The sequence below is a fragment of the Noviherbaspirillum soli genome (assembly GCF_015352955.1).
Classification (GTDB): Bacteria; Pseudomonadota; Gammaproteobacteria; order Burkholderiales; family Burkholderiaceae_D; genus Noviherbaspirillum_A; species Noviherbaspirillum_A soli.
Map to the genome: position 1 here is coordinate 38705 of NZ_JACYOX010000033.1, position 24980 is coordinate 63684.

The 24980-nt window shown below is 63.4% G+C and carries 22 protein-coding genes; 4 read left to right on the forward strand and 18 right to left on the reverse strand.

The window, feature by feature from the left end; translation table 11 throughout:
* Window positions 1-54: 54 nt before the first annotated feature.
* The 4 genes from IGW04_RS19785 to ndk are packed head-to-tail and all read right to left on the reverse strand — an operon-like array spanning window position 55 to window position 3438.
* Entirely contained in the window at window positions 55-990 is a 936-nt protein-coding gene (locus IGW04_RS19785) for a RodZ domain-containing protein (RefSeq protein ID WP_194714821.1), read from the reverse strand.
* Window positions 991-997: 7 nt separating this feature from the next.
* Window positions 998-1792 (reverse strand): type IV pilus biogenesis/stability protein PilW, encoded by a 795-nt coding sequence (gene pilW / locus IGW04_RS19790; RefSeq protein WP_194714822.1) that lies wholly within the window; start codon window positions 1790-1792, stop codon window positions 998-1000.
* Complete coding sequence (gene rlmN, locus IGW04_RS19795) at window positions 1789-2961, reverse strand: 23S rRNA (adenine(2503)-C(2))-methyltransferase RlmN (RefSeq protein ID WP_194714823.1); 1173 nt, start codon at window positions 2959-2961, stop codon at window positions 1789-1791. The genes pilW and rlmN overlap by 4 nt, the downstream gene beginning before the upstream one ends.
* 51 nt (window positions 2962-3012) lie before the next feature.
* Window positions 3013-3438: a nucleoside-diphosphate kinase gene (gene ndk, locus IGW04_RS19800; RefSeq protein WP_194714824.1), complete on the reverse strand. Its 426-nt coding sequence runs from the start codon at window positions 3436-3438 to the stop codon at window positions 3013-3015.
* A 199-nt stretch (window positions 3439-3637) separates the two neighbouring features.
* On the opposite strand from ndk, the gene IGW04_RS19805 reads away from it, so the two are divergent.
* Window positions 3638-4330, forward strand: coding sequence for a Bax inhibitor-1/YccA family protein (locus tag IGW04_RS19805; protein WP_194714825.1), 693 nt, complete (start codon window positions 3638-3640; stop codon window positions 4328-4330).
* Window positions 4331-4397: 67 nt separating this feature from the next.
* Here IGW04_RS19805 and rlmD read toward each other — a convergent pair whose 3' ends face one another.
* Genes rlmD through surE form a run of 6 tightly spaced genes read right to left on the reverse strand, consistent with a single transcriptional unit; the run spans window position 4398 to window position 10146 of the window.
* Window positions 4398-5753: a 23S rRNA (uracil(1939)-C(5))-methyltransferase RlmD gene (gene rlmD / locus IGW04_RS19810; protein ID WP_194714826.1), complete on the reverse strand. Its 1356-nt coding sequence runs from the start codon at window positions 5751-5753 to the stop codon at window positions 4398-4400.
* A 57-nt stretch (window positions 5754-5810) separates the two neighbouring features.
* Window positions 5811-6602, reverse strand: a complete 792-nt coding sequence (locus IGW04_RS19815; RefSeq protein WP_194714827.1) for a 3'-5' exonuclease — start codon at window positions 6600-6602, stop codon at window positions 5811-5813.
* Window positions 6599-7597, reverse strand: a complete 999-nt coding sequence (gene rpoS, locus IGW04_RS19820) for an RNA polymerase sigma factor RpoS (RefSeq protein WP_194714828.1) — start codon at window positions 7595-7597, stop codon at window positions 6599-6601. The genes IGW04_RS19815 and rpoS overlap by 4 nt, the downstream gene beginning before the upstream one ends.
* Window positions 7598-7602: 5 nt before the next feature.
* The gene (locus IGW04_RS19825) at window positions 7603-8574 is read right to left on the reverse strand and encodes a peptidoglycan DD-metalloendopeptidase family protein (RefSeq protein WP_194714829.1); all 972 of its coding nucleotides are present in this window, start codon (window positions 8572-8574) and stop codon (window positions 7603-7605) included.
* A 37-nt stretch (window positions 8575-8611) separates the two neighbouring features.
* Window positions 8612-9412 (reverse strand): protein-L-isoaspartate(D-aspartate) O-methyltransferase, encoded by an 801-nt coding sequence (locus IGW04_RS19830; protein WP_194714830.1) that lies wholly within the window; start codon window positions 9410-9412, stop codon window positions 8612-8614.
* Window positions 9409-10146: a 5'/3'-nucleotidase SurE gene (gene surE, locus IGW04_RS19835; RefSeq protein ID WP_194714831.1), complete on the reverse strand. Its 738-nt coding sequence runs from the start codon at window positions 10144-10146 to the stop codon at window positions 9409-9411. Before surE ends, IGW04_RS19830 begins: the two co-directional genes overlap by 4 nt.
* 103 nt (window positions 10147-10249) lie before the next feature.
* On the opposite strand from surE, the gene IGW04_RS19840 reads away from it, so the two are divergent.
* Window positions 10250-11230 carry an NADPH:quinone oxidoreductase family protein gene (locus IGW04_RS19840; RefSeq protein WP_194714848.1) on the forward strand — a complete coding sequence of 327 codons (981 nt, stop codon included), beginning with the start codon at window positions 10250-10252 and terminating at the stop codon, window positions 11228-11230.
* Here the strand turns inward: IGW04_RS19840 and IGW04_RS19845 are convergent.
* Both IGW04_RS19845 and IGW04_RS19850 read right to left on the reverse strand, forming a co-directional pair.
* The gene (locus IGW04_RS19845; RefSeq protein WP_228527243.1) at window positions 11211-13091 is read right to left on the reverse strand and encodes an ATP-dependent DNA helicase; all 1881 of its coding nucleotides are present in this window, start codon (window positions 13089-13091) and stop codon (window positions 11211-11213) included. The genes IGW04_RS19840 and IGW04_RS19845 overlap by 20 nt on opposite strands.
* Before the next feature lie 228 nt (window positions 13092-13319).
* The gene (locus IGW04_RS19850) at window positions 13320-13523 is read right to left on the reverse strand and encodes a YdcH family protein (RefSeq protein WP_194714833.1); all 204 of its coding nucleotides are present in this window, start codon (window positions 13521-13523) and stop codon (window positions 13320-13322) included.
* Between the two features lie 107 nt (window positions 13524-13630).
* Between IGW04_RS19850 and IGW04_RS19855 the strand changes: the two genes are divergently transcribed.
* Window positions 13631-14437 carry a PP2C family protein-serine/threonine phosphatase gene (locus IGW04_RS19855; RefSeq protein ID WP_194714834.1) on the forward strand — a complete coding sequence of 269 codons (807 nt, stop codon included), beginning with the start codon at window positions 13631-13633 and terminating at the stop codon, window positions 14435-14437.
* A gap of 15 nt (window positions 14438-14452) precedes the next feature.
* On the opposite strand, the gene IGW04_RS19860 is transcribed toward IGW04_RS19855, so the two are convergent.
* The 6 genes from IGW04_RS19860 to IGW04_RS19885 all read right to left on the reverse strand — a co-directional run bounded on the left by IGW04_RS19860 (window position 14453) and on the right by IGW04_RS19885 (window position 22835).
* The gene (locus IGW04_RS19860; protein WP_194714835.1) at window positions 14453-15271 is read right to left on the reverse strand and encodes a hypothetical protein; all 819 of its coding nucleotides are present in this window, start codon (window positions 15269-15271) and stop codon (window positions 14453-14455) included.
* Window positions 15268-16368, reverse strand: coding sequence for a cell division protein ZapE (gene zapE / locus IGW04_RS19865; RefSeq protein WP_194714836.1), 1101 nt, complete (start codon window positions 16366-16368; stop codon window positions 15268-15270). The genes IGW04_RS19860 and zapE overlap by 4 nt, the downstream gene beginning before the upstream one ends.
* Before the next feature lie 307 nt (window positions 16369-16675).
* Window positions 16676-17104, reverse strand: coding sequence for a hypothetical protein (locus tag IGW04_RS19870; protein WP_194714837.1), 429 nt, complete (start codon window positions 17102-17104; stop codon window positions 16676-16678).
* A gap of 27 nt (window positions 17105-17131) precedes the next feature.
* Window positions 17132-18559 carry a dihydrolipoyl dehydrogenase gene (lpdA, locus tag IGW04_RS19875; RefSeq protein WP_194714838.1) on the reverse strand — a complete coding sequence of 476 codons (1428 nt, stop codon included), beginning with the start codon at window positions 18557-18559 and terminating at the stop codon, window positions 17132-17134.
* A gap of 78 nt (window positions 18560-18637) precedes the next feature.
* Window positions 18638-19912 (reverse strand): 2-oxoglutarate dehydrogenase complex dihydrolipoyllysine-residue succinyltransferase, encoded by a 1275-nt coding sequence (gene odhB, locus IGW04_RS19880; protein WP_194714839.1) that lies wholly within the window; start codon window positions 19910-19912, stop codon window positions 18638-18640.
* A gap of 67 nt (window positions 19913-19979) precedes the next feature.
* The gene (locus tag IGW04_RS19885) at window positions 19980-22835 is read right to left on the reverse strand and encodes a 2-oxoglutarate dehydrogenase E1 component (protein ID WP_194714840.1); all 2856 of its coding nucleotides are present in this window, start codon (window positions 22833-22835) and stop codon (window positions 19980-19982) included.
* Between the two features lie 530 nt (window positions 22836-23365).
* Between IGW04_RS19885 and IGW04_RS19890 the strand changes: the two genes are divergently transcribed.
* Window positions 23366-24976 (forward strand): ABC transporter substrate-binding protein, encoded by a 1611-nt coding sequence (locus tag IGW04_RS19890; RefSeq protein WP_194714841.1) that lies wholly within the window; start codon window positions 23366-23368, stop codon window positions 24974-24976.
* The last annotated feature ends 4 nt before the right edge of the window (window positions 24977-24980 follow it).

Below are 24980 nucleotides of genomic sequence, written 5' to 3' on the forward strand. Positions count from 1 at the left end.
GCGGGGAAGCAATCAACGATGCTCTGCTACCCGTCTGCCTGCCGCGCTCGATGTTTATTTCACGGTGACGCGGGCAACGTTGTTGCGTGTGGTGCCAGCCAGGTTCAGCGGCTCGCCGCGCACGCTTGCGTCGACGCCGCGGGCATTGCCCACGGTCAGGGACAGCGGACCAGCCAGGTCGAAGGATTCGGTCGTGCCGGCACGCATCACCCGCGCCACCACGGTGCTGTTGTCCGCCCGCTTCACTTCAACCCACGAATCCTGCTTGAAATTGAGCACCAGCGCGCTGCTGGCCGGCGTTGCAGCGGCCAGCGGCGCTTGGGCGGCCGGCGCCGGTGCCGGCGTTGCCGGCTCGGGCGTCGGGGCTGCCGGCACCGGAGTCGGCGCAGCTTGCTGTGCCGAGGCTGAATCGACATGCGACAGCGGCGGCGTCACGTCGGTTTCAACCACGCGGCCCGGCTTGTCGGCCGCAGCCGTCGGCGCAGGCGCAGCCTCCTTGTTCAGGCGCTCGGCAACCGACGGCGGCACCAGTTCGGCCAGACGGTCGCGCTGGCTGATCAGGGCAGCCGCGGCAAAGGCGACCACGACCACGCCACCAATCATCAACAACTTGCCTGGGCCGCGCTGCCGACGGCGTGAAGCGGCACGGTGCGGCGTGAAGGTGGCGGTCGGGATCGCCCGCCGCAGGGGAATCGCCTGTTCTGCCACGCCGGGGATCTGGGCGATCTGCGCCAGCATGGGCGTCGCGTCGAGCTGGAGCAGCTTGGCGTAGGCGCGAATGAATCCGCGTGCCACCGCCATACCCGGCAGCGCGCCGTAATCGTCGGTTTCCATCGCGAGTATCTGGCGCGGCGCCAGGTTGAGCTGCCTGGCCACCTGATCGACGGTCCAGTTGAATTGCTGACGCCGCATGGCCAGTTGCATGCCTGGCGTTGGCTGTCCGTGTTCCGCCGGCGTCTGCTGGCTGGCGTGTTCAGTCGGTTCAGTCATGGAAAAATCACTCATCGTATGCCCCGCGCGTCAGGGCGGCATATTCACGCGAATCCGGAAAGCGGCGGCGCAGCTGGTTCGACAGCGAGGATTCGGCGTCCCGGTCGCCGAGCTTGCGCTCCACCCTGATTGCCATCCAGAGCGCGGCGGCGTTAGTCTGGTCAGCCCGCATCAAGCGGCTGACGTAGAAACGCGCGCGTTGATAGTCGCCGCGGCTATAGTAAAGCTGCGCCAGGTTCAGGTTCGCATCCGAATTGCCGGGATCGGCCTGGAAAGCCTGGTTGAAATAGCGCTCCGCTGCCGCCGCGTCCTTGAGCCGCAGGCTGCAGACGCCGGCATTGTTCAACGCCTTGGCGGGCGAAGTGTAGCTGCGGTTCTTCAGCGCGCTTTCGAAATAAGCCAGCGATTCCGTTGCGCGACCGTTTTCGCACAGGAACCAGCCATAGTTGTTGGCAAAGTCAGGGTTGCCGGGCGCCAGCTTCATCGCCCGCTGGAAGCTGTCTTCCGCCAGCTGGGTTTCATGCATGTCCATGTAGATCAGCGCGCGCACGCTGTAGGCATCCGCCAGCGCCGGATTGATCTGGATTGCCTGCTTGATCTCGTCCAGCGCAGTGGCGAGCTGGCCCTGTCCGTAGTAGCCGACCGCGAGCTGCAGCCGGATCTGGGCGCGACGCTCGATATCGGTCTGATCGACGCTGGTACGCAGGTCCTGCGGCGCCGGCGCCTGGCCGACGCCTGCGCATGCGCAAAGCAACAGAAGGGAAAACGCTACGCCTGACCAGCCGCCCAGGCCAGCCTTCACGAAGATATCTCCACGATGCGGCCGAAATCCTTGCCGAACTTCTGCTGGTACTCCGCCATCTTCTGCATCCGCTCCTGCACCCGGGTACGGTCCTGGACTTCGCCCGCCAACTGGCCGCAGGCGGCATCGATATCGTCACCGCGGGTCTTGCGGATGGTGGTGACGATGCCGGCATCCATCAGCACCTTGGCAAAGGCCTTGATGCGCACATTGTTGGAACGTTTCAGACCCGATTCGGGGAAGGGATTGAAGGGAATCAGGTTGAACTTGCACGGCACCGGGTTATCGCCCTGCTGCACCAGCGCAATCAGTTCACGGGCATGCTGATCGGTGTCGTTGACGCCATCCAGCATGCAGTATTCGAAGGTAATGAAGTCGCGCGGCGCGAACTCCAGATAGCGACGGCAGGCCGCCATCAGTTCACGCAGCGGGTATTTCTTGTTCAGCGGCACCAGTCCGTCGCGCAGCGCATCGTTGGATGCATGCAGCGACACGGCCAGCGCCACCGGGCATTCCTGGGAAAGCTTGTCCATCATCGGCACCACGCCGCTGGTCGACACGGTGACACGCCGGCGCGACAGGCCATAGGCATTGTCGTCCAGCATCAGCTTGAGTGCCGTGACGGTGGGCTCGAAATTCAGCAGCGGCTCGCCCATGCCCATCATCACGACATTGGTGATCTGGCGCTCGCCCTTCGGCCCGGGCTCGATGCCCTTGGCGCGACGCAGCGCAAATTCAGCCATCCAGAGCTGGCCGATGATCTCGCCCACCGTCAGGTTGCGCGAAAAGCCCTGCTTGCCGGTCGAACAGAAACGGCAGTTGACCGCACAGCCGGCCTGAGTGGAGATGCACAGGGTGCCGCGATTTTCCTCTGGAATGAAAACGGTTTCGACCGCATTGCCCTGCCCGACGTCGAGCAGCCACTTGCGGGTGCCGTCGCTGGAGGTGTGATCGCTGATCACCGATGGCGCCGCGATGAAGGCGCGCGTGGCCAGCTTGTCACGAAGGGACTTGGCGAGATCCGTCATCGCATCGAAGTCGCTCGCGCCGAACTGGTGTATCCAGCGCAGCAATTGCTTAGCGCGAAAAGGCTTCTCACCCAGCTCGGCGCAATAAGCGACGAGTTGCGCGGGATCCTTGTCCAGCAGATTGGTGAGTTGCGTCATCACTAGCATTCCAGAGGAATGGCACCGCCTGAATGGCGGCGCCGGTTGAACGAATTAACGGGAGTAGACGTTCAAGGTGGGGAAGAAGTAGGCGATTTCAACGGCGGCGGTTTCGGCCGCGTCGGAGCCGTGAACGGCATTGGCGTCGATGGAATCGGCGAAATCGGCGCGGATCGTGCCCTTGTCAGCCTTCTTCGGATCGGTGGCGCCCATCAGGTCGCGGTTCTTGGCAATTGCGCCTTCGCCTTCCAGCGCCTGCACCATCACCGGGCCGGAGATCATGAAATCGACCAGGTCCTTGAAGAAGGGACGCTCGCGGTGCACCGCGTAGAAGCCTTCAGCTTCGGCACGCGACAGATGCATCATGCGGGCGGCGACCACTTTCAGGCCAGCGTTCTCGAAGCGGGTATAAATCTGGCCAATAACGTTCTTAGCGACTGCGTCCGGTTTGATGATCGACAGGGTGCGCTCGATTGCCATAGTTGAAAACTCCAATGAAAATAATGGGTTAAAGATCAGGGGAAGGAATAGGATTAGCCGGTGATTTTACCACGAATGCTCTACTGCACAGAAGAAGCGAGCTTGCCGGCGTCAGGAATGGACCAGCACGGAACTTCAAATGAAGCGTGTTATGCTTTCCGGGTACTTACCTGCATTGCTCACACACGGAGAAAACAGCATGGATACCAGATTGCAATCGACTTTCGGCGGCGTCGGCGAAGCCCTGGCAAGCCGCCACCGCGTCCTGCGCAACACCTACTGGCTGCTTGCGCTGTCAATGATTCCCACGGTGCTGGGCGCCTGGCTGGGCGTGCAGATGAAGTTCACTTTCTTTGCCGGCAGCCCGATGATCGGCTTCATGGTGTTTCTCGCCATTGCCTTCGGATTTTTCTACGCCATCGAAAAAACCAAGCACAGCGCCGCCGGCGTGGCGGTCCTGCTGGGCTTCACCTTCTTCATGGGCCTGATGCTGTCGCGGCTGATCGGCCACACGCTCGGCTACAGCAATGGCGGCACGCTGGTCATGACGGCATTTGGCGGTACGGCGGCAATCTTCGGCGTGATGGCAACCGTTGCCACCGTGTCCAAACGCGACTTTTCCGGCATGGGCAAATGGCTGTTCGCCGGCGTGCTGGTGATCCTCGCCGCGGCCGTGCTGAACATCTTCCTGCAGTTGCCGGCGCTGTACCTGGCGGTGTCGGTACTGGCCATCGCCATTTTCTCTGCCTACATCCTGTACGACGTGCAGCAGGTGATCAACGGCGGCGAGACCAACTATATTTCCGCCACGCTGGCCATTTATCTCGACCTCTACAATGTGTTCGCCAACCTGCTGTCGCTGCTGGGCTTTCTGGGTGGCAATCGCGATTGACGGGCTTCCTGTCAAATAAAAAGCCGGCCCTCGTGGCCGGCTTTTTATTTGCCTCCAGGCACTTCGATCAGGCCGGCAACTCGAATACCGCAATCGATTCCACATGGGCCGTGTGCGGGAACATATTCATCACGCCTGCCATGTGCAAGCGGTAGCCAGCCTGATTCACCAGTGTGCCGGCATCGCGCGCCAGTGTGGACGGACTGCAGGAGACATACACGATGCGCTTGGGCAAGACTTCCGGCGCGCGTTCCTTCAGGCTGGCCAGCGCCTCGCACACCGCGGCTGCGCCGTCGCGCGGCGGATCGATCAGCATACGGTCGAACTTGCCCAAGGCCAGCATGTCGTCCCCGGTCACTTCGAACAGGTTGCGGGTGCTGAAACTGACCTTGTCCGCCAGGCCGTTGTGACGCGCATTGTCAAGCGCCCGCGCAGTCAGCGTGGCGCTGCCCTCGATGCCCATCACCTCCCTGGCCCGGCTGGCAATCGGCAGGGTGAAATTGCCGAGACCGCAGAACAGGTCGGCCACCCGCTCATCCGGCTGCACATCGAGCAGGGCCATCGCGCGCGCCACCAGGGTGCGGTTGACCTGGTGATTGACCTGCGTGAAGTCGGTCGGCTTGAACGGCATTTCAATGCCGAACTCAGGCAGACGGTAAAGCAAGCGGGTATCGGTCGGGTAGAACTGGTAGACGCTGTCCGGGCCGGCCGGCTGCAGCCACCACTGCACCTGGTGCAGGTCGGCGAATTCGCGCAGCAGGACCTCGTCCTGCTGCGACAGGGGCGCCATGTTGCGCATCACCAGTGCCGTGACAGGACCATTGAGGCCATCGCCGACCGCCAGTTCAAGTTGCGGCACCTGCTCCATGATGGACAGCGAGGCAATCAGGCGCCGCAGAGGCACCAGCATGGCCGACACATGCGCCGGCACCACCTCGCAGGACTGCATGTCGGTGATAAAACCGGATTTGCGTTCGTGGAAACCGACCAGCACCCCACCTTTCTTCACCACGTTGCGTACCGAAAAACGTGCGCGGTAGCGGTAACCCCACGTTGGTCCATGGATGGGCCGCAACATCATTTCCGGCTGCAGCCGGCCGATATGCTTGAGATTGTCTTCCAGCACCCGCTGCTTGGCCGCAACCTGCGCCGATGGCTCGATGTGCTGCATTGCGCAGCCGCCGCATGTGCCGAAATACTTGCAGCGCGGCCTGACCCGGAGGGCGCTTTCGCGATGCACCGCCAGCAAATGCGCCGCTTCCCACTTGGACTTGCGCCGGTAAGACTGGAAACTCACCAGTTCTCCGGGAAGGGCGCCTTCGACAAAGACCACCTTGCCGGGCGTGCCGTCCTCATTCTTCAGATGGCCGACACCGCGGGCCTCCATGTCGAGGGATTCGATTTCTATCAGTGATTGGGACATGAGCTAGGAAAATTCAACAGGGGCGCGGCGAACGGGGCGCCGGCGCGAAGGGTGAGATTATGGCCGCAATTGTTGCCGGGGCCAAGCATCGAGGAATGCCCGCCAGTGGTGGCCTTCCAGCTCGGCGAGCGAAGACCTGACCAGCGCCATTTCAGCTTCATAGGCAGCAGCCGACATCTGGCCGCGCAGGAACTGGAAGCGGCAATAGACGAGGTAGGTATTGACCACGTCGGTCTCGCAGTAATCACGGATCTCCCGCAGCCGCCCCTCCTGGTACAGCGGCCAGACCTGCGCGCCATCCACGCCCTGCTTGCCGGGAAAGCCGCACAGCCTGGCAATGTCGTCCAGCGGCGCATAGGCGCGGCTGTTGTACAGCGCCAGGAAGTCCATCATGTCGAGATGCCGGCTATGGTAGCGGCCCAGGTAATGGTTCCAGCGGAACTCCCTGTCCTCCTCGCCCTGATCCCAGTAACGCGGCGCCGGCACGCCAAGCGCAAGGGCGCGATAGTGCAACACCGGCAAGTCGAAACCGCTGCCGTTCCAGGAAACGAGTTGCGGCGTGTAGCGCTGGATAACGCGAAAAAAGTCGGCAACCAGGCGCCCTTCGTCGTCCTCCAGGCTGCCCAGCGAGCGCACGCGGAATCCCTGATCATCCCGGAACACGCAGGAAATCGCAGCGACCTGGTGCAGATGATGCGGCAGGAAGGTCGAGCCGTTCTGCGCCTGACGCGCATCGAATGCCACTTGCGCCACTTCGGCATCGGTCATTGCATCGGGATGCCGGTGCAGCAGGCGCAATCCGGTCACGTCCGGGATGGTTTCGATGTCGAACACCAGCACTGGCGTCAAAACAAGGCGTCCTTGCCGACACCGCGTGCGGCGAGCGCCCGCTTCAGTTTGACCAGCGCCTCCTGCTGGATCTGCCTGACCCGCTCGCGGGTGACGCCCATTTCCAGCGCCAGTTCCTCCAGCGTGGCCGGGTCGTCATGATCAAGGCCGAAGCGGCGCATGATGACGACGCGCTGCTTCTCCGGCATGCGGCCCAGCCACTCCCGGACCAGCACCATGATTTCATGATGCTCGGCCTGGGAGTCGGGTGCGTCCTCGAGATTGCCGGGCAGCATATCCATCAGGCTGGCCTGCGGATCATTGTCCAGCGGCGCGTCCAGGGAAGTGGCATGCTCCGACAGGCTCAGGATGTCCTGCACGTCTTCCACCGGGCGGTCGAGCAGATGCCCAATATCCTCGCAGCTGGCATCCTTGCCGTCACGATGCTGGGCTTCCAGGTGGTACTTCGCGCGCAGCACCTGGTTCAGTTCGCGTACCACATGGACCGGCAGCCGCACGGTACGGCCCTGGTTCATGATGGCGCGCTCGATGCTCTGGCGTATCCACCAGGTGGCATAGGTCGAAAAGCGGAATCCACGTTCGGGCTCGAACTTGTCGATTGCCCGCATCAGGCCGAGGTTGCCTTCCTCGATCAGGTCAAGCAGCACCACGCCACGGTTGATGTAATGCTTGGCGATCGACACCACCAGCCGCAGGTTGTGCTCGATCATTTTCTGGCGCGCACTGAATTCGCCCGCCTTCGCCAGCGTCGCAAAATGCTGTTCCTGCTCCACCGACAGCAGGGGATGCAGGCCGATGCGGTTCAGATAATGCTGGGTGGCGTCAGTGGACAGCTCCGCCGCGAGCACCGTCCTGAGCTCATCCACCGGGGCGGCCACCTCGATACGCAGTTCGCCTGCGCCTTCCTCCACCGCGCCCTCCCCTTCGAGCACTATTTCCGGGGGAGCCTCCGGAAGATCGTCATCTTCAAGCGGATCGCGGTGGTCGGCATTCATCGCATTTATCTGGCCGGTAGAAACTTCGAAGGATCGACCGGCTTGCCCTGCTGCCGGATTTCAAAATGCAGCTTGACGCTGTCGGTGTCGGAGTTGCCCATTTCCGCAATCCGCTGTCCCTTGGTGACCGCCTGCCCTTCCTTGACCAGTATGGTCTTGTTATGGGCGTAGGCCGACAGCAGGTTGCTGCTGTGCTTGACGATGACCAGGTTGCCGTAACCGCGCACGCTGCTGGCGTACAGCACGGTGCCGGCGCCAGCCGCCATCACCGGCTGTCCCATCTTGCCGGCAATGTCTATGCCCTTGCGGCCGCCTTCGAAGGTGCCGACCACGCGGCCTTCGGCCGGCCAGATCCAGCCGATGCCGTCATCCGGCGCCCGCGCCGCGTCGGCCGGCTTGTCGGCAGGTTTTTCCAGTGCCTTCTCGGCGCTGCGCGCGACTTCGGTCCGTGCCGGCGGTGCGCTGTCCGGCTTTTGCAGCTCGGCCAGGGCGCCTTCGGAATACGGACGCTTGTCGCCGCGCGGCCAGGTCTTGTTGCCGCCGTTGGCTGCCGGCGCGGCGATCGGATTGCCGTTCGCCGCAGGCGCCGCGGCCGGCGCCCCCAGCGGACGCACTTCCACGCCCGACGAGGTGGCAATGCTGCCGGTCTGCGCAGCGCCGGGCGCGGGAGCGCCGGCGCCGTCCGGCGGCGCCACCCGCAACACCTGGTCGACCTTGATGTCGTTCGGGCTGGTCAGCCCGTTCCAGATCACGATGTCGCGAAAGCTCTGATTGTGTTCCTGGGCGATGCGGTTGAGCGTGTCGCCTTTCTTGACCGTGTAATAACCCGGTCCGTTTTCCACCGGGCGCGGCTTGGCTGCCGGCGCCGGCCGCGGCACTGACGCGCGCTCGACCACGGGCGCAACAGTGTGGGTCGTGCCGCATGCGGCCAGACCCGCCACCATAACGATCGTCAATGCCAAGCGTGTATTCTTCATTCTTACCATATTGAGTGTTTCATTTCGGGTATGCCGGTCAGGCTGCCGTACCAGGGCGCAGCGGCACAAAGTGACAGTCCTCCAGCGTTGCTGTCGTCCATTCTTCATTGCTCACGCGCTCGATCACTTTCAGGACCTGGTGGCGCGCGCCGACAGGTGCAACCAGGCGGCCGCCGATTGTCAGCTGTTCGAGCAGGGTTTGCGGGACTTCCATGCCCGCGGCGGCCAGTATGATGCCATCGAATGGCGCCACCTGCGGGAAGCCAAGCATACCATCTCCATAATGCAAGCGGATATTGGGGATGCGCATTGGCCGCAAGTTTGCTTTTGCCAACTCGTGCAAGGCGCGTATGCGCTCGATGGAATACACCTCGGTAGCCACCCTCGACAGCACGGCCGCCTGGTAGCCGCAGCCGGTGCCGACTTCCAGCACCCGCTCCAGCGCCCCGCCGTTGCGGTTGCCGCGCATGACCTCGATCATGCGTGCCACGATGTAGGGCTGGGAGATGGTCTGATGATGGCCTATCGGCAGCGAGGCATCTATATAGGCCTGGCTGGCAAGGCCGGGCTCGAGAAACAGGTGGCGCGGCACGACCGACATGGCCGCCAGCACTTTCTCGTCGCGCACCCCCTGACGCGCAATCCGCGTCACCATGGCCGAACGCACCGCATCGGACACCATGGACATCGGGCGCGCCGGCTCGGCGCCGGGCATTGGCTGCCGGGCGCTCGTCTGCGCCCGGTTGCGGGTGGCGGTTTGCGGCGTGGCCACGCCGCCGGTCTTTGCGCGCTCGCCGAGCGAAGCCAGCGACAGCGGGAAGCGTTTGCCCTGTGTCATGGAAGCGCCTGACGCAATGCATCGAGTTGCGCGGTGTGCGTCAGGTCGATACGCAGTGGCGTTACCGAGACACGGCCCTGCGCCGTCGCATGGAAGTCTGTGCCCTCGCCGCTGTCGAGCGCCGCGCCGGGCGGCCCGATCCAGAAGATCTCGTTGCCTTGCGGGTCCGTGGTGCGGATTACCGGCTCGGATTGATGCCTTTTCCCCAGCCGGGTTGCTACCGCGGGACCGATGTCCTCGTACGGCAGATTCGGGATGTTCACGTTCAGCAGCCACGGCTTTTGCAACTGCTCGAAGCGGCGCAGCACGATCTCTCTCGCCACGCGGGCCGCGGCTTCCAGGTGCGCCCAGCCATGCTGCACTTGGGAAAATGCAATTGCCGGAATACCAAACAGGAATCCTTCCGTGGCAGCAGCGACCGTGCCGGAGTAGAGCGTGTCGTCGCCCATGTTCTGGCCCTGGTTGATGCCTGACACCACCAGGTCCGGGCGCTGTGCCATGATGCCGGTCAGGGCAATGTGGACGCAGTCGGAAGGCGTACCGTTGATCGAATAAAAGCCATTGGCGGCACGATATACTCGCAGCGGGCGGTCCAGCGTCAATGAATTCGAGGAGCCGGAACGGTTGCTGTCCGGCGCCACGACCGTAATCTCGGCAATGCCAGCCAGCGCATCCGCCAGCGCGGCGATGCCAGGGGCCAGATAACCGTCGTCGTTACTCACAAGAATTTTCATAGCGCGATTCTAACCGATGCCTTCGCAGTGATTTCGCCAACCAGACTGCATTTTTACGGCATAATCCCAAAACCAAACGACCGTTCTATTTTAAGGAGACATGATGAAGGCTATCGTCTGTGAAGCATGGGGTCTGCCCGATACATTGGTAGTAAGAGAACTGCCCGACGTTGTTCCTGATGCCGGCAAGGTGGCGATCAAGGTCGAGGCCGCGGGCGTGAATTTCCCGGACGTGCTCATCATCCAGAACAAGTACCAGTTCAAGCCGGAACTGCCGTTCACGCCGGGTGGCGAACTGGCAGGCACCGTGACCGCTGTCGGCGAAGGCGTGACCCAGTACAAGCCGGGCGACCGTGTGATCGCCTTCGTCGGCCAGGGCGCATTCGCCCAGCAGATCGCGGTACCGGAAAAGTCGGTCATGCCGATGCCGCCAGGGATGGACTTCGACACCGCCGCTGCAATCACCCTGACTTACGGCACGTCGCACCATGCCGTGGTGGACCGGGCGCAGCTGAAGGCCGGGGAGACCATGCTGGTGCTGGGCGCAGCGGGCGGCGTTGGCCTGGCGGCAATCGAGATCGGCAAGGCGCTGGGCGCACGCGTGATCGCAGCCGCCTCTTCCGACGAGAAGCTGGAAATCTGCAAGCAGCACGGCGCGGACGCGACCATCAACTACAGCACGCAGGACCTGCGCGAAGCGATCAAGGCCACCACCGACGGAAAGGGTCCGGACGTGATCTACGATCCGGTCGGCGGCATCTATGCCGAACCGGCATTCCGCTCGATCGGCTGGCGCGGACGCTACCTGGTCGTGGGCTTTGCCAACGGCGAGATTCCCAAGCTGCCGCTGAACCTGACGCTGTTGAAAGGCGCTTCGCTGGTCGGCGTGTTCTGGGGCGAATACGTGCGGCGAGAGCCCAAGGCCAACATGGCAGGCATGCGGGAACTGATGGGCTGGCTGGCCGAAGGCAAGATCCGCCCGCACATTTCCGGACGCTATGCGCTGGCCGACACGCCCAAGGCACTGAACGACATGGCCGCCCGCAAGGTGACCGGAAAGGTCGTCATCCAGCCTCAGAAGTAAGCGCTTCGGCGCTCGGCGCGAAGAAGGCCCGCACCTGCTCCAGGTCGCGGGTCCGCTTGAATGCCGGCAGGCTTTGCCAGATGCGCCGGCCATAAGGCTTGGTGATGAGCCGGGTGTCGCAGATCATCAGCACGCCGCGGTCGGTCTCGTCGCGTATCAACCGCCCGGCGCCCTGTTTCAGGTTGATGATGGCCGATGGCAGCTGGTGGTGCACGAAGCCATTCAGTCCTTTCTTTTCCAGCGCCGCAATGCGTGCCGCCAGCACCGGATCATCCGGCGGCGCGAACGGCAGCTTGTCGATGATCACCACGGACAAGGCCTCGCCCCGCACGTCCACGCCCTCCCAGAAGCTCTGGCTGCCGATCAGGACCGCATTGCCGGCGGCGCGGAAGCGGTCCAGCAGTTCGGTGCGCCCGGACTCGCCCTGCACCATCAGCGGAAACGGCAGCCCGCGCTGCTCGAACTCCTCGCGCAGCCGCTCTGCGGCGCGGTTGACGGCCCGTATCGTGGTGCACAGCAGGAAGGCGCGGCCGCCGGCGGCTTCGATCACCGGCAGCGCGGCATCGATCACCGCGTCAGTGTAGTTCGGCGCATTTGCCTGTGGCATGTCATTGGGCACGTACAGCAGGCCCTGGTTGCCGTAGTCGAACGGACTGGGCCAGGTGCGGGCCTGCTCGTTCATCATGCCCATCTGGGCAGTGTAATGATTGAAGTCGTTCTTCACTGCCAGCGTGGCGGAGGCGAAGATCCAGCTGCGTGGCGGGCCCTCGCGCTGCTTGCTGAAGATGGGCGCAATCGACAGCGGGGTCTGATGCAGCTGCAGCGAGGACGCATAGGCTTCCACCCACAGCACCTTGTCGGGATCGGACGCGGCCTGCTCGCCGCCGGCGGTCCAGGCGCCCAGCCGTGCGGCCAGTTCCACCGCGCGCACCCGGCACTGTTCCAGCGTTTCGGCGCGCTGCGCCTGGTCTTCCAGAACCTCGATCATGGCCGCCAGTTCATCCTGCACCGCTTCGAGCGCGGGGAAGAACGGGCTGGACGGCGCGATCTGGTGCGCGGCCAGCTTGACCGAATCCTGCGGAAAGGTCAGGCGCAGATCGCGTGCGGCACGTTCGACGGCGCCCGACAGCTGGCTCCAATCGGCGCCGTCGCGGGCATGCGACAGGCCTTCGGCCAGCACGTCGCGGCACAGTTCGATGATCTGAGAGGTCGAAACCGTCTCGCCGAAGAACAGGGTCGCGGTTTCGGGCAACTGGTGGGCTTCGTCGAAGATGATGGTGTTCGCAGATGGCAACAGCTCCGCCACGCCGGTGTCCTTCAGCGCGACATCGGCGAAGAACAGGTGGTGATTGACGACCACCACGTCCGCCTGCTGGGCTTCCTTGCGCGCCTTCATCACGAAGCAGTCGTTGTAATACTGGCATTCGCTACCCATGCAGGTGTCGCGCGTCGATGTCACCAGGTTCCACACCGAGGCATTCTCCGGCACCTTGGACAATTCCGCCTTGTCGCCGGTGGAGGTGGTCTTGATGAAGCGCGAGATCTCCCGCAGGAAGCCGACATCCTCGCGCGAGGTCAGGCGGCCGTTCTGCAGCGTGCGCTCCAGATGGAAATGGCACAGGTAATTGGCGCGCCCCTTGAGCAGGGCGACCGACACCGGCGCATTCAGGGCCTTGCGTACGGTCGGAATATCGCGCAGGTAGAGCTGGTCCTGCAGGTTCTTGGTCCCGGTGGAAATGACCGTCTTGCCGCCCCAGAGCAGGGCCGGAACCAGGTAGGCAAAGGTCTTGCCGGTGCCGGTGCCGGCTTCGGCGATCAGGGTTTTTTGCCCGGCAATCGCATCGGCAATCGCCTTGGCCATTTCCGTCTGGGGAAGGCGTGGCCGGAAACCACGTACGGCATCCACCAACGGACCTGTCGGGCCAAAGAGCTGCTCGACCTCGGCGTCGCGCTCGCCCGTGATATCTGCGCTGGAATGTTCTGCTGTCAAGTTCGATGCTGTATTGGATGCACGCGCTGCGCGCCGGTGGGCCGGACCATGATGGCCGGAAAAGAGCCGCTATTTTATCAGGAGCCGGCCCCGGCCCGCTCAGGCCGGGATGTCGGGAATCAACTGCATCTTGAGCAGGGTGATGTGATCCTTCAACTGCAGGCGCCGCTTCTTCAGGCGCCGGAGTTGCAATTCCTCATGCTGGCCATGGGTGCTGAGCATGTCGATGACAGAGTCGAGATCGCGATGTTCCACTTCCAGTTCGATGATGCGTTTTTTTATGTCTTCAGCAAGCTTGTTCATGGAAAAGTTTCCGTGCTAATCATCGCAATTCTTTCCTACAGGACATTTTGCGTGGGATAATTTGGCGAATTTCTCGACAGGCGGCAAGTTTAATCCAAGCGGAACACATGGGCCAGTACAAGATAGAGGCAGCAACCGGTCAGCACATCGGCGACCGCGACGAGCAACAGGACCGGGTGGCGCTGTTTGCCGCGCCGCGCGCGCCGGGCTACATGATGGCGGTGCTGGCCGACGGCCGCGGCGCCGGTTCAGGTGGCGCGATGGCGGCGGAACAGGTGATCCGCACCGCGCGCCAGGTCTTCGAGCAGTTTTCGCCGCTGACCGAACAGGTCGATGAGATGCTGTCCTCCATCGCGCTGGAAGCGCACACCGTGATCAACCTGGCGCGCATTACTTCCGGCGAGCGGCCGCAGAGCACCCTGGTTGCGCTGGTTCTGACGCCCGAGGGCACGGCGCACTGGGCGCATGTCGGTAATTCACGGCTTTACCGCTTCAGCGGCCCTAACCCGGCGTTTCGTACCGTCGATCATTCCTACCGCGAGAAGCTGATTGCCGAAGGCAAGCTGAAGCCGGACGATCCCGGCGGCGCCAAGCTGGCGCGGCTGTTGCTCAACACGCTGGGCGGCGGCAACCAGCACATGAGCGTCACCAGCGGCCGGCACGACGGTCTGCAGGCGGGCGACAGCTTTCTGCTCTGCTCCGACGGGCTGTCGAACTACTTCGCGGATGCTGAACTGGGCGCCGCCCTGGCCGCACGCTCGCCGCGGGAGGCGTCCGAAATGATGATCGCCAAGGCGCGTGAACGCGGCGCCGGCAAGCGCGCCGATAACTGCACGCTGGCGCTGGTCAGGCTGGTCACGCCGCCGCCGGAGAAGAAGACCTATCAGGCGCAGGGCATACGGCGCGCGGTTTGAGCCTCGCAGCCAGCTTCATGGCGCCCTGGCGGCGCCCTGTTTTTCCTTGTCCTGTTTTTCCTTGTCCTGTTTTTCCTTGTCCTGTTTTTCCTTGTCCTGTTTTTCCTTGTCCTGCTTTTCCTTGTCCTGCTGCGCCCGCTTGGCTTTCTTTTCTTCCACCTTGCGTTGACGCTCCAGCGCCTCTTCCTGCTTGCGCTGGTAGGCGGCGATGTTCCTTTCCCGTTCCGCCGACTTGGACTCCTCCTCGGCGCGCGCCTTTGCCATGCGCGCCTCATGCTCGGCGATGCGGTCCCGGCCATCCGTCCGGGGCGCGTCCGGCTCGGGACGCGGCGTAGCCGGCTTCCTGCCTTTCGGCGGATTTTCCGGCACTGCCTGCCGCGCTGCCACATCCGCAGCCTTTCTTGCGGCTTTCTCCGTATTGACGCGTTCCCGTTCGGCCCGCTCGGGCGCCTCGCGCGCCTCTCGCGCGCGCTGCTCTTCGAGCATGCGATCGCGTTTTTCGACGACATCGCGACGCTTGAAGGCATTGGCCTCGACCTCGATCGGCTTGAGCCGTTCCAGATCCGCCCGGCGCTGTTCCTTGACCTTGCTTACGCAAGGCGAGGAAAAGAACTTGCTGTAGCAGGCATATTCAGTATCCTGGGCACGCGCCTCGACTTCCTCGCGTTCCCGCTTGACGTCCGCCAGCGCCGCATCGGCCGACTCGACCGAGTCGATCGAACCCTTGGGATAGCGCGCGACGACCTCATCCGTGTCGCTGGCCGCGGCATGCAGCGCGGCGAGGCCCAGCACCATCGTCAGCGCCAGCCGGCGCACGGCAATCAATCGCATCATCGGGACAGGGACTCCATCACATTGCGCCGCTCGGACTGCATGTACTCGCGCGACTGCATTTCGACAATGCGCGACACCGTGCGGTGAAACTCATTGGACAGCACGCCTTCGGTATAGAGTTCCTCGGCCGGCACTTCGGCCGACATCAGCAGCTTGACCTTGTGGTCGTACAGCACATCGATCAGCCAGGTGAAGCGACGCGCCTCGGACGACATCGCGGCCGACATCTTCGGCACCGAAGACAGGATCACGGTATGGAACTGGCTGGCGATTTCCAGGTAATCGTTCTGCGAGCGCGGGCCGCCGCACAGCGTGGCAAAGTCGAACCAGATCACGCCGCCGGCGCGCCGCAGCGCCCGGATTTCGCGGGACTCGATGCGGATCAGCGGATCCTGGTCTTCGCTCTCGGCGATCTTGGCGTAGCCATGGCGCAGCTGGCGGTCGGCCTCCTGCCCCAGCGGCGTGTGATAGGCCTCGACCTGCTCCAGCGCCCGCTTGCGGTAGTCGATCCCGGCGTCGACGCACATCACGTCCAGCCGGTCCTTCAGCAGCTCGATCGTGGGCAGCATGCGGTCGCGATGCAGGCCGTTCGGATAGAGCGTGTCCGGCTCGTAGTTGGAAGTCATCATGAACGACACGCCATTGTCGAACAGGGCCTTGAGCAGGTTGTAGAGAATCATCGCATCGGCAATGTCCGACACATGGAACTCGTCGAAGCAGATCAGCCGGTACTTCCTGGCGATGCGCTGGGCCACGGTGTCGAGCGGATTGGCCACGCCTTTCAGGTCGTCGAGCTCGCGGTGCACGCCGCGCATGAATTCATGGAAGTGCAGCCGGGTCTTGCGCACCACAGGCACCACCAGATAGAAGCTGTCCATCAGGAAGGACTTGCCGCGCCCGACACCGCCCCACATGTAGACGCCGCGCGGCACCGCGGGGCGACTGATCAGGCGCTTGAACACGCTGGCGCGCTGCGCCTTGTATTCCACCCATTCCTCATAGCAGCGCTGAAGCCGCTCTACCGCCGCATGCTGGGCCTGGTCTGCCGAAAAGCCCCGCTCGGCCAGCGCATGCTGGTAATACTCGCGCACATCCATCAAATTCCGCCTCCCGTGCCGCGTCTGCCGCGCGGCCATGAACAAAGTCCCTCACGGATGAGCGTGACGCCGTAGGGCGCAATACCCAAAGGGCATTGCGCCATCGTCGCCAAACGGCGATGGGCCCCATGGGCCGTTTGCCGTGGTCAACCATCGGTGCAATGCCCCTGCGGGGTATTGCACCTTACGGAGTCACGGGCATCCGTGAAGAACCTGAAAAAATTGGGGCGAGAACATGCCTCGCCCTTCTGCTCGCTGTTATTTGGCTGTTATGCCACAACGTAGACGCCTTGAAGCCGTAGCACTCTCACAGCGGGTTCATTTCAACCAGCACACTGGCCGGCACCGACGATGGGCTGGCGCCTCCGCCTATGGGCACGCCAAGCCCGATGCCGTATCCGACACTGCCGCCCCCGCCGCCCAGGCCGAAGCCCAGGCTGGTGCGGCCGCCATAGCCGTCGTAACCGGCATAGCCGCCGCGATAGAGCACCTCGGACGTCCGGTAGCCCTGCTTGTTGCATACCACCCGCAGGTCGCCACGGGTATTGCGTGCCGGCACGACGGCAGGCGTGACGATGTTGAAACTGCCTTCGACCAGCTGCACCGTGCAACTGGCGCCAGCCACCGGCTGGCCGCGGCTGACGGTCTCGATGCCGAGGTCATTGCTGACCGGCGCCGTGGCGCAGGCCGCCAGGCCCAGCGCCGACAGGGTTGCAAGCAGTGCGCGCCATCTCATCATCGCCTCCGTCAAAGGACGTTCGACCTAGAAATTGAGCGAACGTTTCTCCACTGCCAGCGCGGCTTCCTTGGTGGCTTCCGACAGCGAGGGGTGGGCGTGGCAGATGCGGGCGATGTCTTCCGACGACGCCTTGAACTCCATCGCCACCACGGCTTCGGAGATCAGTTCCGACACGACCGGTCCGACCATGTGCACGCCAAGGATTTCATCGGTCTTGGCATCGGCCAGGAACTTCACCATGCCCGAGGTATCGCCCAGCGCGCGGGCGCGGCCGTTGGCCAGGAAGGGGAAGGTGCCGGCCTTGTAGGACACGCCTTCTTCCTTCAGCTGCTGCTCGGTCTTGCCGACCCACGCGATTTCCGGCGAGGTGTAGATCACCCACGGAACGGTGTTGAAGTTCACATGGCCATGCTGGCCGGCGATGCGCTCGGCAACCGCCACGCCCTCTTCCTCGGCCTTGTGCGCCAGCATCGGGCCGCGCACCACGTCGCCCACTGCCCAGACATTGGGCAGATTGGTGCGGCACTCGTCGTCAACCTTGATGAAGCCGCGCTCGTCGAGCTGCAGGCCAACCGCTTCGGCCTGCAGGCCGATGGTGTTGGGCACGCGGCCGATGGATACGATCAGGCGGTCGAACTCGCCCTTCTGCGCATTGCCCTTGTCGTCGACATACTCGACCGTCACGCCGCTGTCGCCAGCGGTGATGGCGCCGATCTTCACGCCCAGGCTGATGGCCAGGCCCTGCTTGGTGAAAAGCTTGTGGGCTTCCTTGGCGATCTGCTGGTCGACAGCGCCGAGGAAAGTCGGCAGCGCTTCCAGCACGGTCACTTCCGCACCCAGGCGACGCCAGACGCTGCCCATTTCCAGGCCGATCACGCCGGCGCCGATCACGCCCAGCTTCTTCGGCACTTCCTGGATTGCCAGCGCGCCGACGTTGGACAGGATGCGCTGCTCGTCGAACGGCGCGCCCGGCAGTGCGCGGGCATTCGAGCCGGTGGCGACGATCACATGCTTGGTCACCAGCGTCTCGGCAGCAGCGCCGGCCACCGCGATCTCATAGCCGCCATCGGCGGCCTTCACGAAGGAAGCGCGGCCATGGAAAAAGGCGACCTTGTTCTTCTTGAACAGGAACAGGATGCCGTCGTTGTTCTGCTTGACCACGGTGTTCTTGCGACCCAGCATCTTCTGCACGTCCATAGCCAGGCCCTGCACGGTGATGCCATGGTCGGCGAACGAGTGCGCGGCATGCTCGAAGTTTTCCGACGACTGCAGCAGCGCCTTGGACGGAATGCAGCCGACGTTGGTGCAGGTGCCGCCGGGCGCGGGACCGCCCTTTTCATTCTTCCATTCGTCGACACAGGCGACGTTGAAGCCGAGCTGGGCGGCGCGGATTGCCGCGATATAGCCGCCAGGGCCGCCGCCGATCACTACCACATCAAAATTCTTGGACATAGTTTTCCTTCCATTCCTTGCACATCAGTCGGCAAAACAATGGCGGCTCGTGGCCGCCATTGTTCGCCGCGGGGGTGATTACAGATCGAGCAGCAGGCGTGCCGGATCTTCCAGCGCTTCCTTCATGGCCACCAGGCCGAGGACCGCTTCGCGGCCGTCGATGATGCGGTGGTCATAGGACATGGCCAGGTAGTTCATCGGGCGGATCACGATCTCGCCGTTCTCGACCACTGCGCGGTCCTTGGTCGCATGCACGCCCAGGATCGCCGACTGCGGCGGGTTGATGATCGGGGTCGACAGCATCGAGCCGAAGGTGCCGCCGTTGGAGATTGAGAAGGTGCCGCCGGACAGGTCGTCCAGGGTCAGCTTGCCGTCCTTGGCCTTGGCGCCGAATTCGCCGATCTTCTTCTCGATCTCGGCGATCGACATCTGGTCAGCGTTGCGCAGGATGGGCACCACCAGGCCGCGCGGCGAACCGACCGCGATGCCGATGTCGAAGTAGCCGTGGTAAACGATGTCGTTGCCGTCAACGGATGCGTTGATGATCGGGTACTTCTTCAGTGCGGCAACCGCTGCCTTGACGAAGAAGGACATGAAGCCCAGCTTGACGCCGTGCTCTTTCTCGAACTTGTCCTTGTACTTGTTGCGCAGGTCCATCACAGGCTTCATGTTGACTTCGTTGAACGTCGTCAGGATGGCGTTGGTGGACTGCGACTGCACCAGGCGCTCGGCGATACGGGCGCGCAGGCGGCTCATCGGCACGCGCTCTTCCGGGCGGTCGCCGAGGTTGCCGGCGACCGGCGCGGCTACCTGCGGCAGCGCAGGCCTGGCGGCAGGCGCCGGGGCGGCGGCAGGCGCTGCGGCCGGCTTGGCTTCCAGCTTGCCCAGCACATCGCCCTTGGTCACGCGGCCATCGCGGCCGGTGCCGGCGACATCGCCTGCGGAGAGGCTGTTTTCCGACAGCAGCTTGGCTGCGGCCGGCATGGCCACGCCGGACGATGCCTTGGCGGCCAGGTTGGCGATCGCAGCCTGAACCGGGTCGGCGGCAGGTGCGGCCGCAGCGGGTGCGGGAGCGGCGGCGGCTGCGGCTGGCGCGGCGGCGCCGGCCTTCGCTTCGGTGTCGATCCTTGCAATGATTTCACCGGCGACGACCATGCTGCCGTCAGCCTTGATGATTTCGGTGATCACGCCGGCGTCCGGCGCGGGAAGCTCGAGCACCACCTTGTCGGTTTCGATGTCGATCAGGTTTTCATCGCGGCTAACAGCTTCGCCGACTTTCTTGTGCCATTGCAGCAGGGTCGCTTCGGCGACGGATTCCGACAGTTGCGGGACTTTGACTTCAAGAATTGCCATGTATTACTCCGTTTCGGTATATGCGCAACGCGCCGCCCGCTTCGGGCCGGCGCGCTGAAAGTTTTTCTTATTTGGTCAGGACGAAGCCCTTGAGCTTGGAAAAGGCGGTGTCGATCAATGCCTTCTGCTGCGCATAGTGCTTGTCGTAGTAACCGACAGCAGGCGATGCGCTGGCCGGACGGCCTGCATAGGCCAGCTTGCGACCTTCCTCGATGTTCTCGAAGATGTTGTGCTGGATCTGGAACCATGCGCCCTGGTTCTGCGGCTCATCCTGCGCCCATACCAGTTCGGTGTAGTTGGGGAATTTCTTCAGCTCGGCCGCGAATGCCTTGTGCGGGAACGGATACAGCTGTTCCATGCGGATGATGGCGGTATCGGACTGGCCGCGTTCCTTACGGGCGTTGACCAGGTCGAAATACACCTTGCCGGAGCAGGCGATCACGCGCTTGACCTTGCGCGGATCGATCGCTTCGTCGACTTCGCCGATCACGGTCTGGAAGGTGCCCTTGGCCAGCTCGGACAGGGGCGATCCGGCATCCTTGTTACGCAGCAGCGACTTCGGCGTCATGATGACCAGCGGCTTCCTGAACAGGCGGATCATCTGGCGGCGCAGCAGGTGGAAGATCTGCGCTGCCGTGGTCGGCTGCACCACTTGCATGTTGTTGTCCGCGCACAGCTGCAGGTAACGCTCCAGGCGTGCCGACGAGTGCTCCGGGCCCTGGCCTTCATAGCCGTGCGGCAGCATCATCACCAGGCCGGAAGCGCGACCCCACTTCACTTCGCCGGAGCTGATGAACTGGTCGATCACGACCTGCGCGCCGTTGGCGAAGTCGCCGAACTGGGCTTCCCAGATCGTCAGGGTGTTGGGTTCGGCGGTCGAGTAACCGTATTCGAAACCGAGCACGGCTTCCTCGGACAGCACCGAGTCGATCACATTGAACGGCGCCTGCTGTTCCGACACGTTCTGCAGCGGAATGTAGGAACCGGCGTCCCAGCGCTCGCGGTTCTGGTCGTGCAGCACCGAATGGCGATGCACGAAGGTGCCGCGGCCGGCGTCCTGGCCGGTCAGGCGCACTGCGTAGCCGGACGACACCAGCGATGCATAGGCCAGGTGTTCACCCATGCCCCAGTCGAGGTTGATGTCGCCGCGGCCCATGGCGGCGCGGTCTGCCAGCACCTTTTCCACCAGCGAGTGCGGCTTGAAGTTTTCCGGCACCGTGGTGATGCGGGAAGCCAGGCGCTTCAGTTCTGCCAGCGGCACGGCGGTGTCGGCGGCGTCGGTCCATTTGCGGTTCAGGAACGGCATCCAGTCGACCGCGTACTTGCTCTTGAAGTTCGAGATCACCGGGTCGACGGTGTGGCGGCCGGCGTCCATCGCGTCGCGATAGGCCTTGACCATTTCATCGCCAGCCGTGGCCGGGATGGTGTTCTGGGTTGCCAGCTTGTCGGCATACAGCTTGCGGGTGCCTGGATGCTTGGCGATCTTCTTGTACATCAGCGGCTGCGTCAGCGCCGGGGTGTCCTGCTCGTTGTGGCCCAGCTTGCGGAAGCAGATGATGTCGACCACGATGTCCTTCTTGAACTGGACGCGGTAGTCCAGCGCGATCTGGGTGGCGAACACGACGGCTTCCGGATCGTCCGCATTCACATGCAGCACCGGCGCCTCGATCATCTTGACCACGTCCGAGCAGTACAGCGTGGAACGGGAGTCGCGCGGATCGGAGGTGGTGAAGCCGATCTGGTTGTTGATCACGATATGCACCGTGCCGCCCGTGCCGTAGCCGCGGGTCTGCGCCAGGTTCAGGGTTTCCATCACGACGCCCTGGCCGGCGAATGCGGCGTCGCCGTGCACCAGCACCGGCAGCACCTGCGAGCCATCCTTGTCGCCGCGGCGCTCCATGCGCGCCTTGACCGAGCCCTCGACCACCGGGTTGACGATTTCCAGGTGCGACGGGTTGAATGCCAGCGACAGGTGGACCGGGCCGCCAGGCGTGGTGACGTCGGACGAGAAGCCCTGGTGGTATTTCACGTCGCCAGCCGGCAGGTCGTCGGCATGCTTGCCTTCGAATTCGGCGAACAGTTCCTGCGGCATCTTGCCCAGGATGTTGACCAGCACGTTCAGGCGGCCGCGGTGGGCCATGCCGATCACGATTTCCTGCACGCCCTTTTCACCGGCGCGCTGAATGGTTTCATCAAGCGATGCGATGAAGCTCTCGCCGCCTTCCAGCGAGAAGCGCTTCTGGCCGACGTACTTGGTGTGCAGGTAGCGTTCCAGGCCTTCGGCCGCGGTCAGGCGCTCGAGGATGTGCTGCTTCTTTTCGGCGGTGAAGTTCGGCGTTGCGCGCACGGACTCCAGGCGCTCCTGCAGCCAGCGCTTCTCGCCCGGATCGGTGATGTACATGAACTCCGAACCGATGGAGCGGCAGTAGGTGTCGCGCAGCGCATTGAGCAGGTCGCGCAGCGATGCCGTCTCGGAACCGAAGTAGGTATTGCTGATGTTGAACACGATGTCCATGTCGGCATCGGTGAAGCCGTAGAAGCTCGGCTCCAGTTCAGGGATGCTGGGGCGCTCCTGGCGCTGCAGCGGATCGAGATTGGCCCAACGGGAGCCAAGAAAACGGTAAGCGGCGATGAGCTGGGTGGCGGCGACGCGCTTGCGGCCCATTTCGGCATCGGTGGACGCGCTCACGGTGCGGATCGGGCCTTGCTTGGCGCGTTCTGCAAAGGAAGCGACGACGGGTGCGTGGGGAACGTCAGGGCGGGTCGATCCGTCCACTGCCGGCACGTGCTGCATGGCGTCGAAGTAAGCGCGCCAGTTGTCAGGCACCGAGCCGGGATTGTTCAGATACGCTTCGTACAGTTCTTCGACGTACGGTGCGTTTCCTCCGAACAGATAGGAATTGGAGAGGTACTGCTGCATCATCTTGCTCACCTTTCTTCGCGTTTCGCGAGATTAGCGGGTTGTTTAACCTTCCGCGACACGGCCTGACCGGTTAGCGGATTGCACATCAAGTTGTGGGGGAAGGACCTGTTTGACCTGGACCACGTAGTGGATTTAAATCAAGTGCGAAAGAATAGCATATAAAGCCTGATGCCAAGAAGACGGCGGGAAGCGCCGCGGCTTTATTTGCGCCCGGTGGCGCAAACCTGGGTACAACCGTCGTAAAACTGTGGCGCAAGGGCATCCGCCGTCGCCAGCCGACATGCTCATTGCATGCAGATGACTCCCCACGTTGCACCACGAACGGGTCCGCGCGATCCATGACGGTGCATCCGCAGAGCGCCAGGTCCCTTAGCGGCCGGCCTGATGCGGCTCCCTTCCATGCCACTGAAAATACAACCTGCCCACAAGCGGATAAGGAACAGGCACTTGCGAAAAACAATGGCATGAATGATGCCTCATGGCACGTTCCGTGCTCAGACGACAGCAGTCCTTCTTACACGGAGATTTCCATGCAATTGCTGTCCGCTTCGCTGCTGCGTTGCCTCATTTCGGTACCCGCGGCCCTGGTCCTGCATGCAGGCGCCCATGCCGAAACCGTTGCCCGTTATGGCATTTCGATGGCCGATATCCCGCTGACCACCGGCCAGCCGGACCGCGGCGCCGGCGCCTACCAGTTCACCGGCCATACGATCTATGACCCGCTGATCGCCTGGGAAGCCAATGTCGGCAACCGACCCGGCAAGCTGGTGCCAGGACTGGCGAGTGAATGGAAAGTCGATGCAAAAGACAACAGGAAGTGGCTGTTTTCGCTGCGCAAGGGCGTCAAGTTCCACGACGGCTCCGACCTGGCTGCGGACGCGGTGGTCTGGAACCTCGACAAGGTCCTCAATGACAAGGCGCCGCAATTCGACGCCAAGCAGAGCGCCCAGGTCAGGCCGCGCATCCCGTCCATTGCCAGCTACCGCAAGGTGGACGACGGCACGGTGGAAATCGTCACCAAGGACGTCGATGCGCTGTTCCCCTATCAGCTGCCATGGCTGCTGATCTCCAGCCCGGCCCAGTGGGAAAAGCTCGGCCGCGACTGGAGCAAGGTCGCTGCCCAGCCTTCCGGCACCGGCCCGTTCAGGCTGGAAAAGCTGGTGCCCCGCGAGCGCGCCGAGCTGGTGAAGAATACCGGCTACTGGGACAAGAACCGCATGGCCAAGACCGACCGCATCGTGCTGCTGCCGATCCCCGATGCCCTCACGCGCGCCAACGCCCTGCTCAACGGCCAGGTCGACATCATCGAGACGCCGCCGCCGGACGTGCTGCCGCAACTCCAGGGTTCCGGCTTCAAGCTGGTGAAGAACGTCACGCCCCACGTCTGGCCCTATCACTTCAGCACCCAGCCCGGCTCGCCATGGACCGACATCCGGGTGCGTAAGGCCGCCAACCTGGCAATCGACCGCGAAGCGATCGTCAAGCTGCTCAATGGCCTGGCGACGCCGGCCAAGGGACAGCTCGACACTACCAGCCCATGGTTCGGCAAGCCCTCGTTCGATCTCAAATATGACCTGGCGTCGGCGCGCGCGCTGATGGCCCAGGCCGGATACGGCCCAAACAAGCCGCTCAAGGCCAAGATCATCATTGCGCAGGGCGGCACCGGGCAGATGCTGTCGCTGCCGATGAACGAGTTCATCCAGCAAAGCCTGGCCGAAATCGGCATCCAGCTTGAATTCGAGGTGGTGGAACTGGAGAACCTGTACTTGCACTGGCGCAGCGGCGCCAAGGCGGATATGAACGCCGCCAAGGGCATCACCGGCATCAACCTGGGGTATGTGACAGCCGACCCGTTCTATGCGCTGACGCGCTTCGCAGACAGCCGGTATGTCGCGCCCAACGGCGTCAACTGGGGCGGCTACGCCAATCCCAAGGTGGATGCGGCGATCGACAAGATCCGCGTCAGCTTCGACGCGAAGAGCCAGGACGCGCTGCTGGCGTCGGTGCATCAGGCGATGGTGGATGACGCGCTGATGCTGTGGGTGGTGCATGACGTCAATCCGCATGTGATATCGCCGAAGGTCAAGGAATTCATCCAGGCGCAGCACTGGTTCCAGGACCTGACCACGATACGGATGTAAGCCA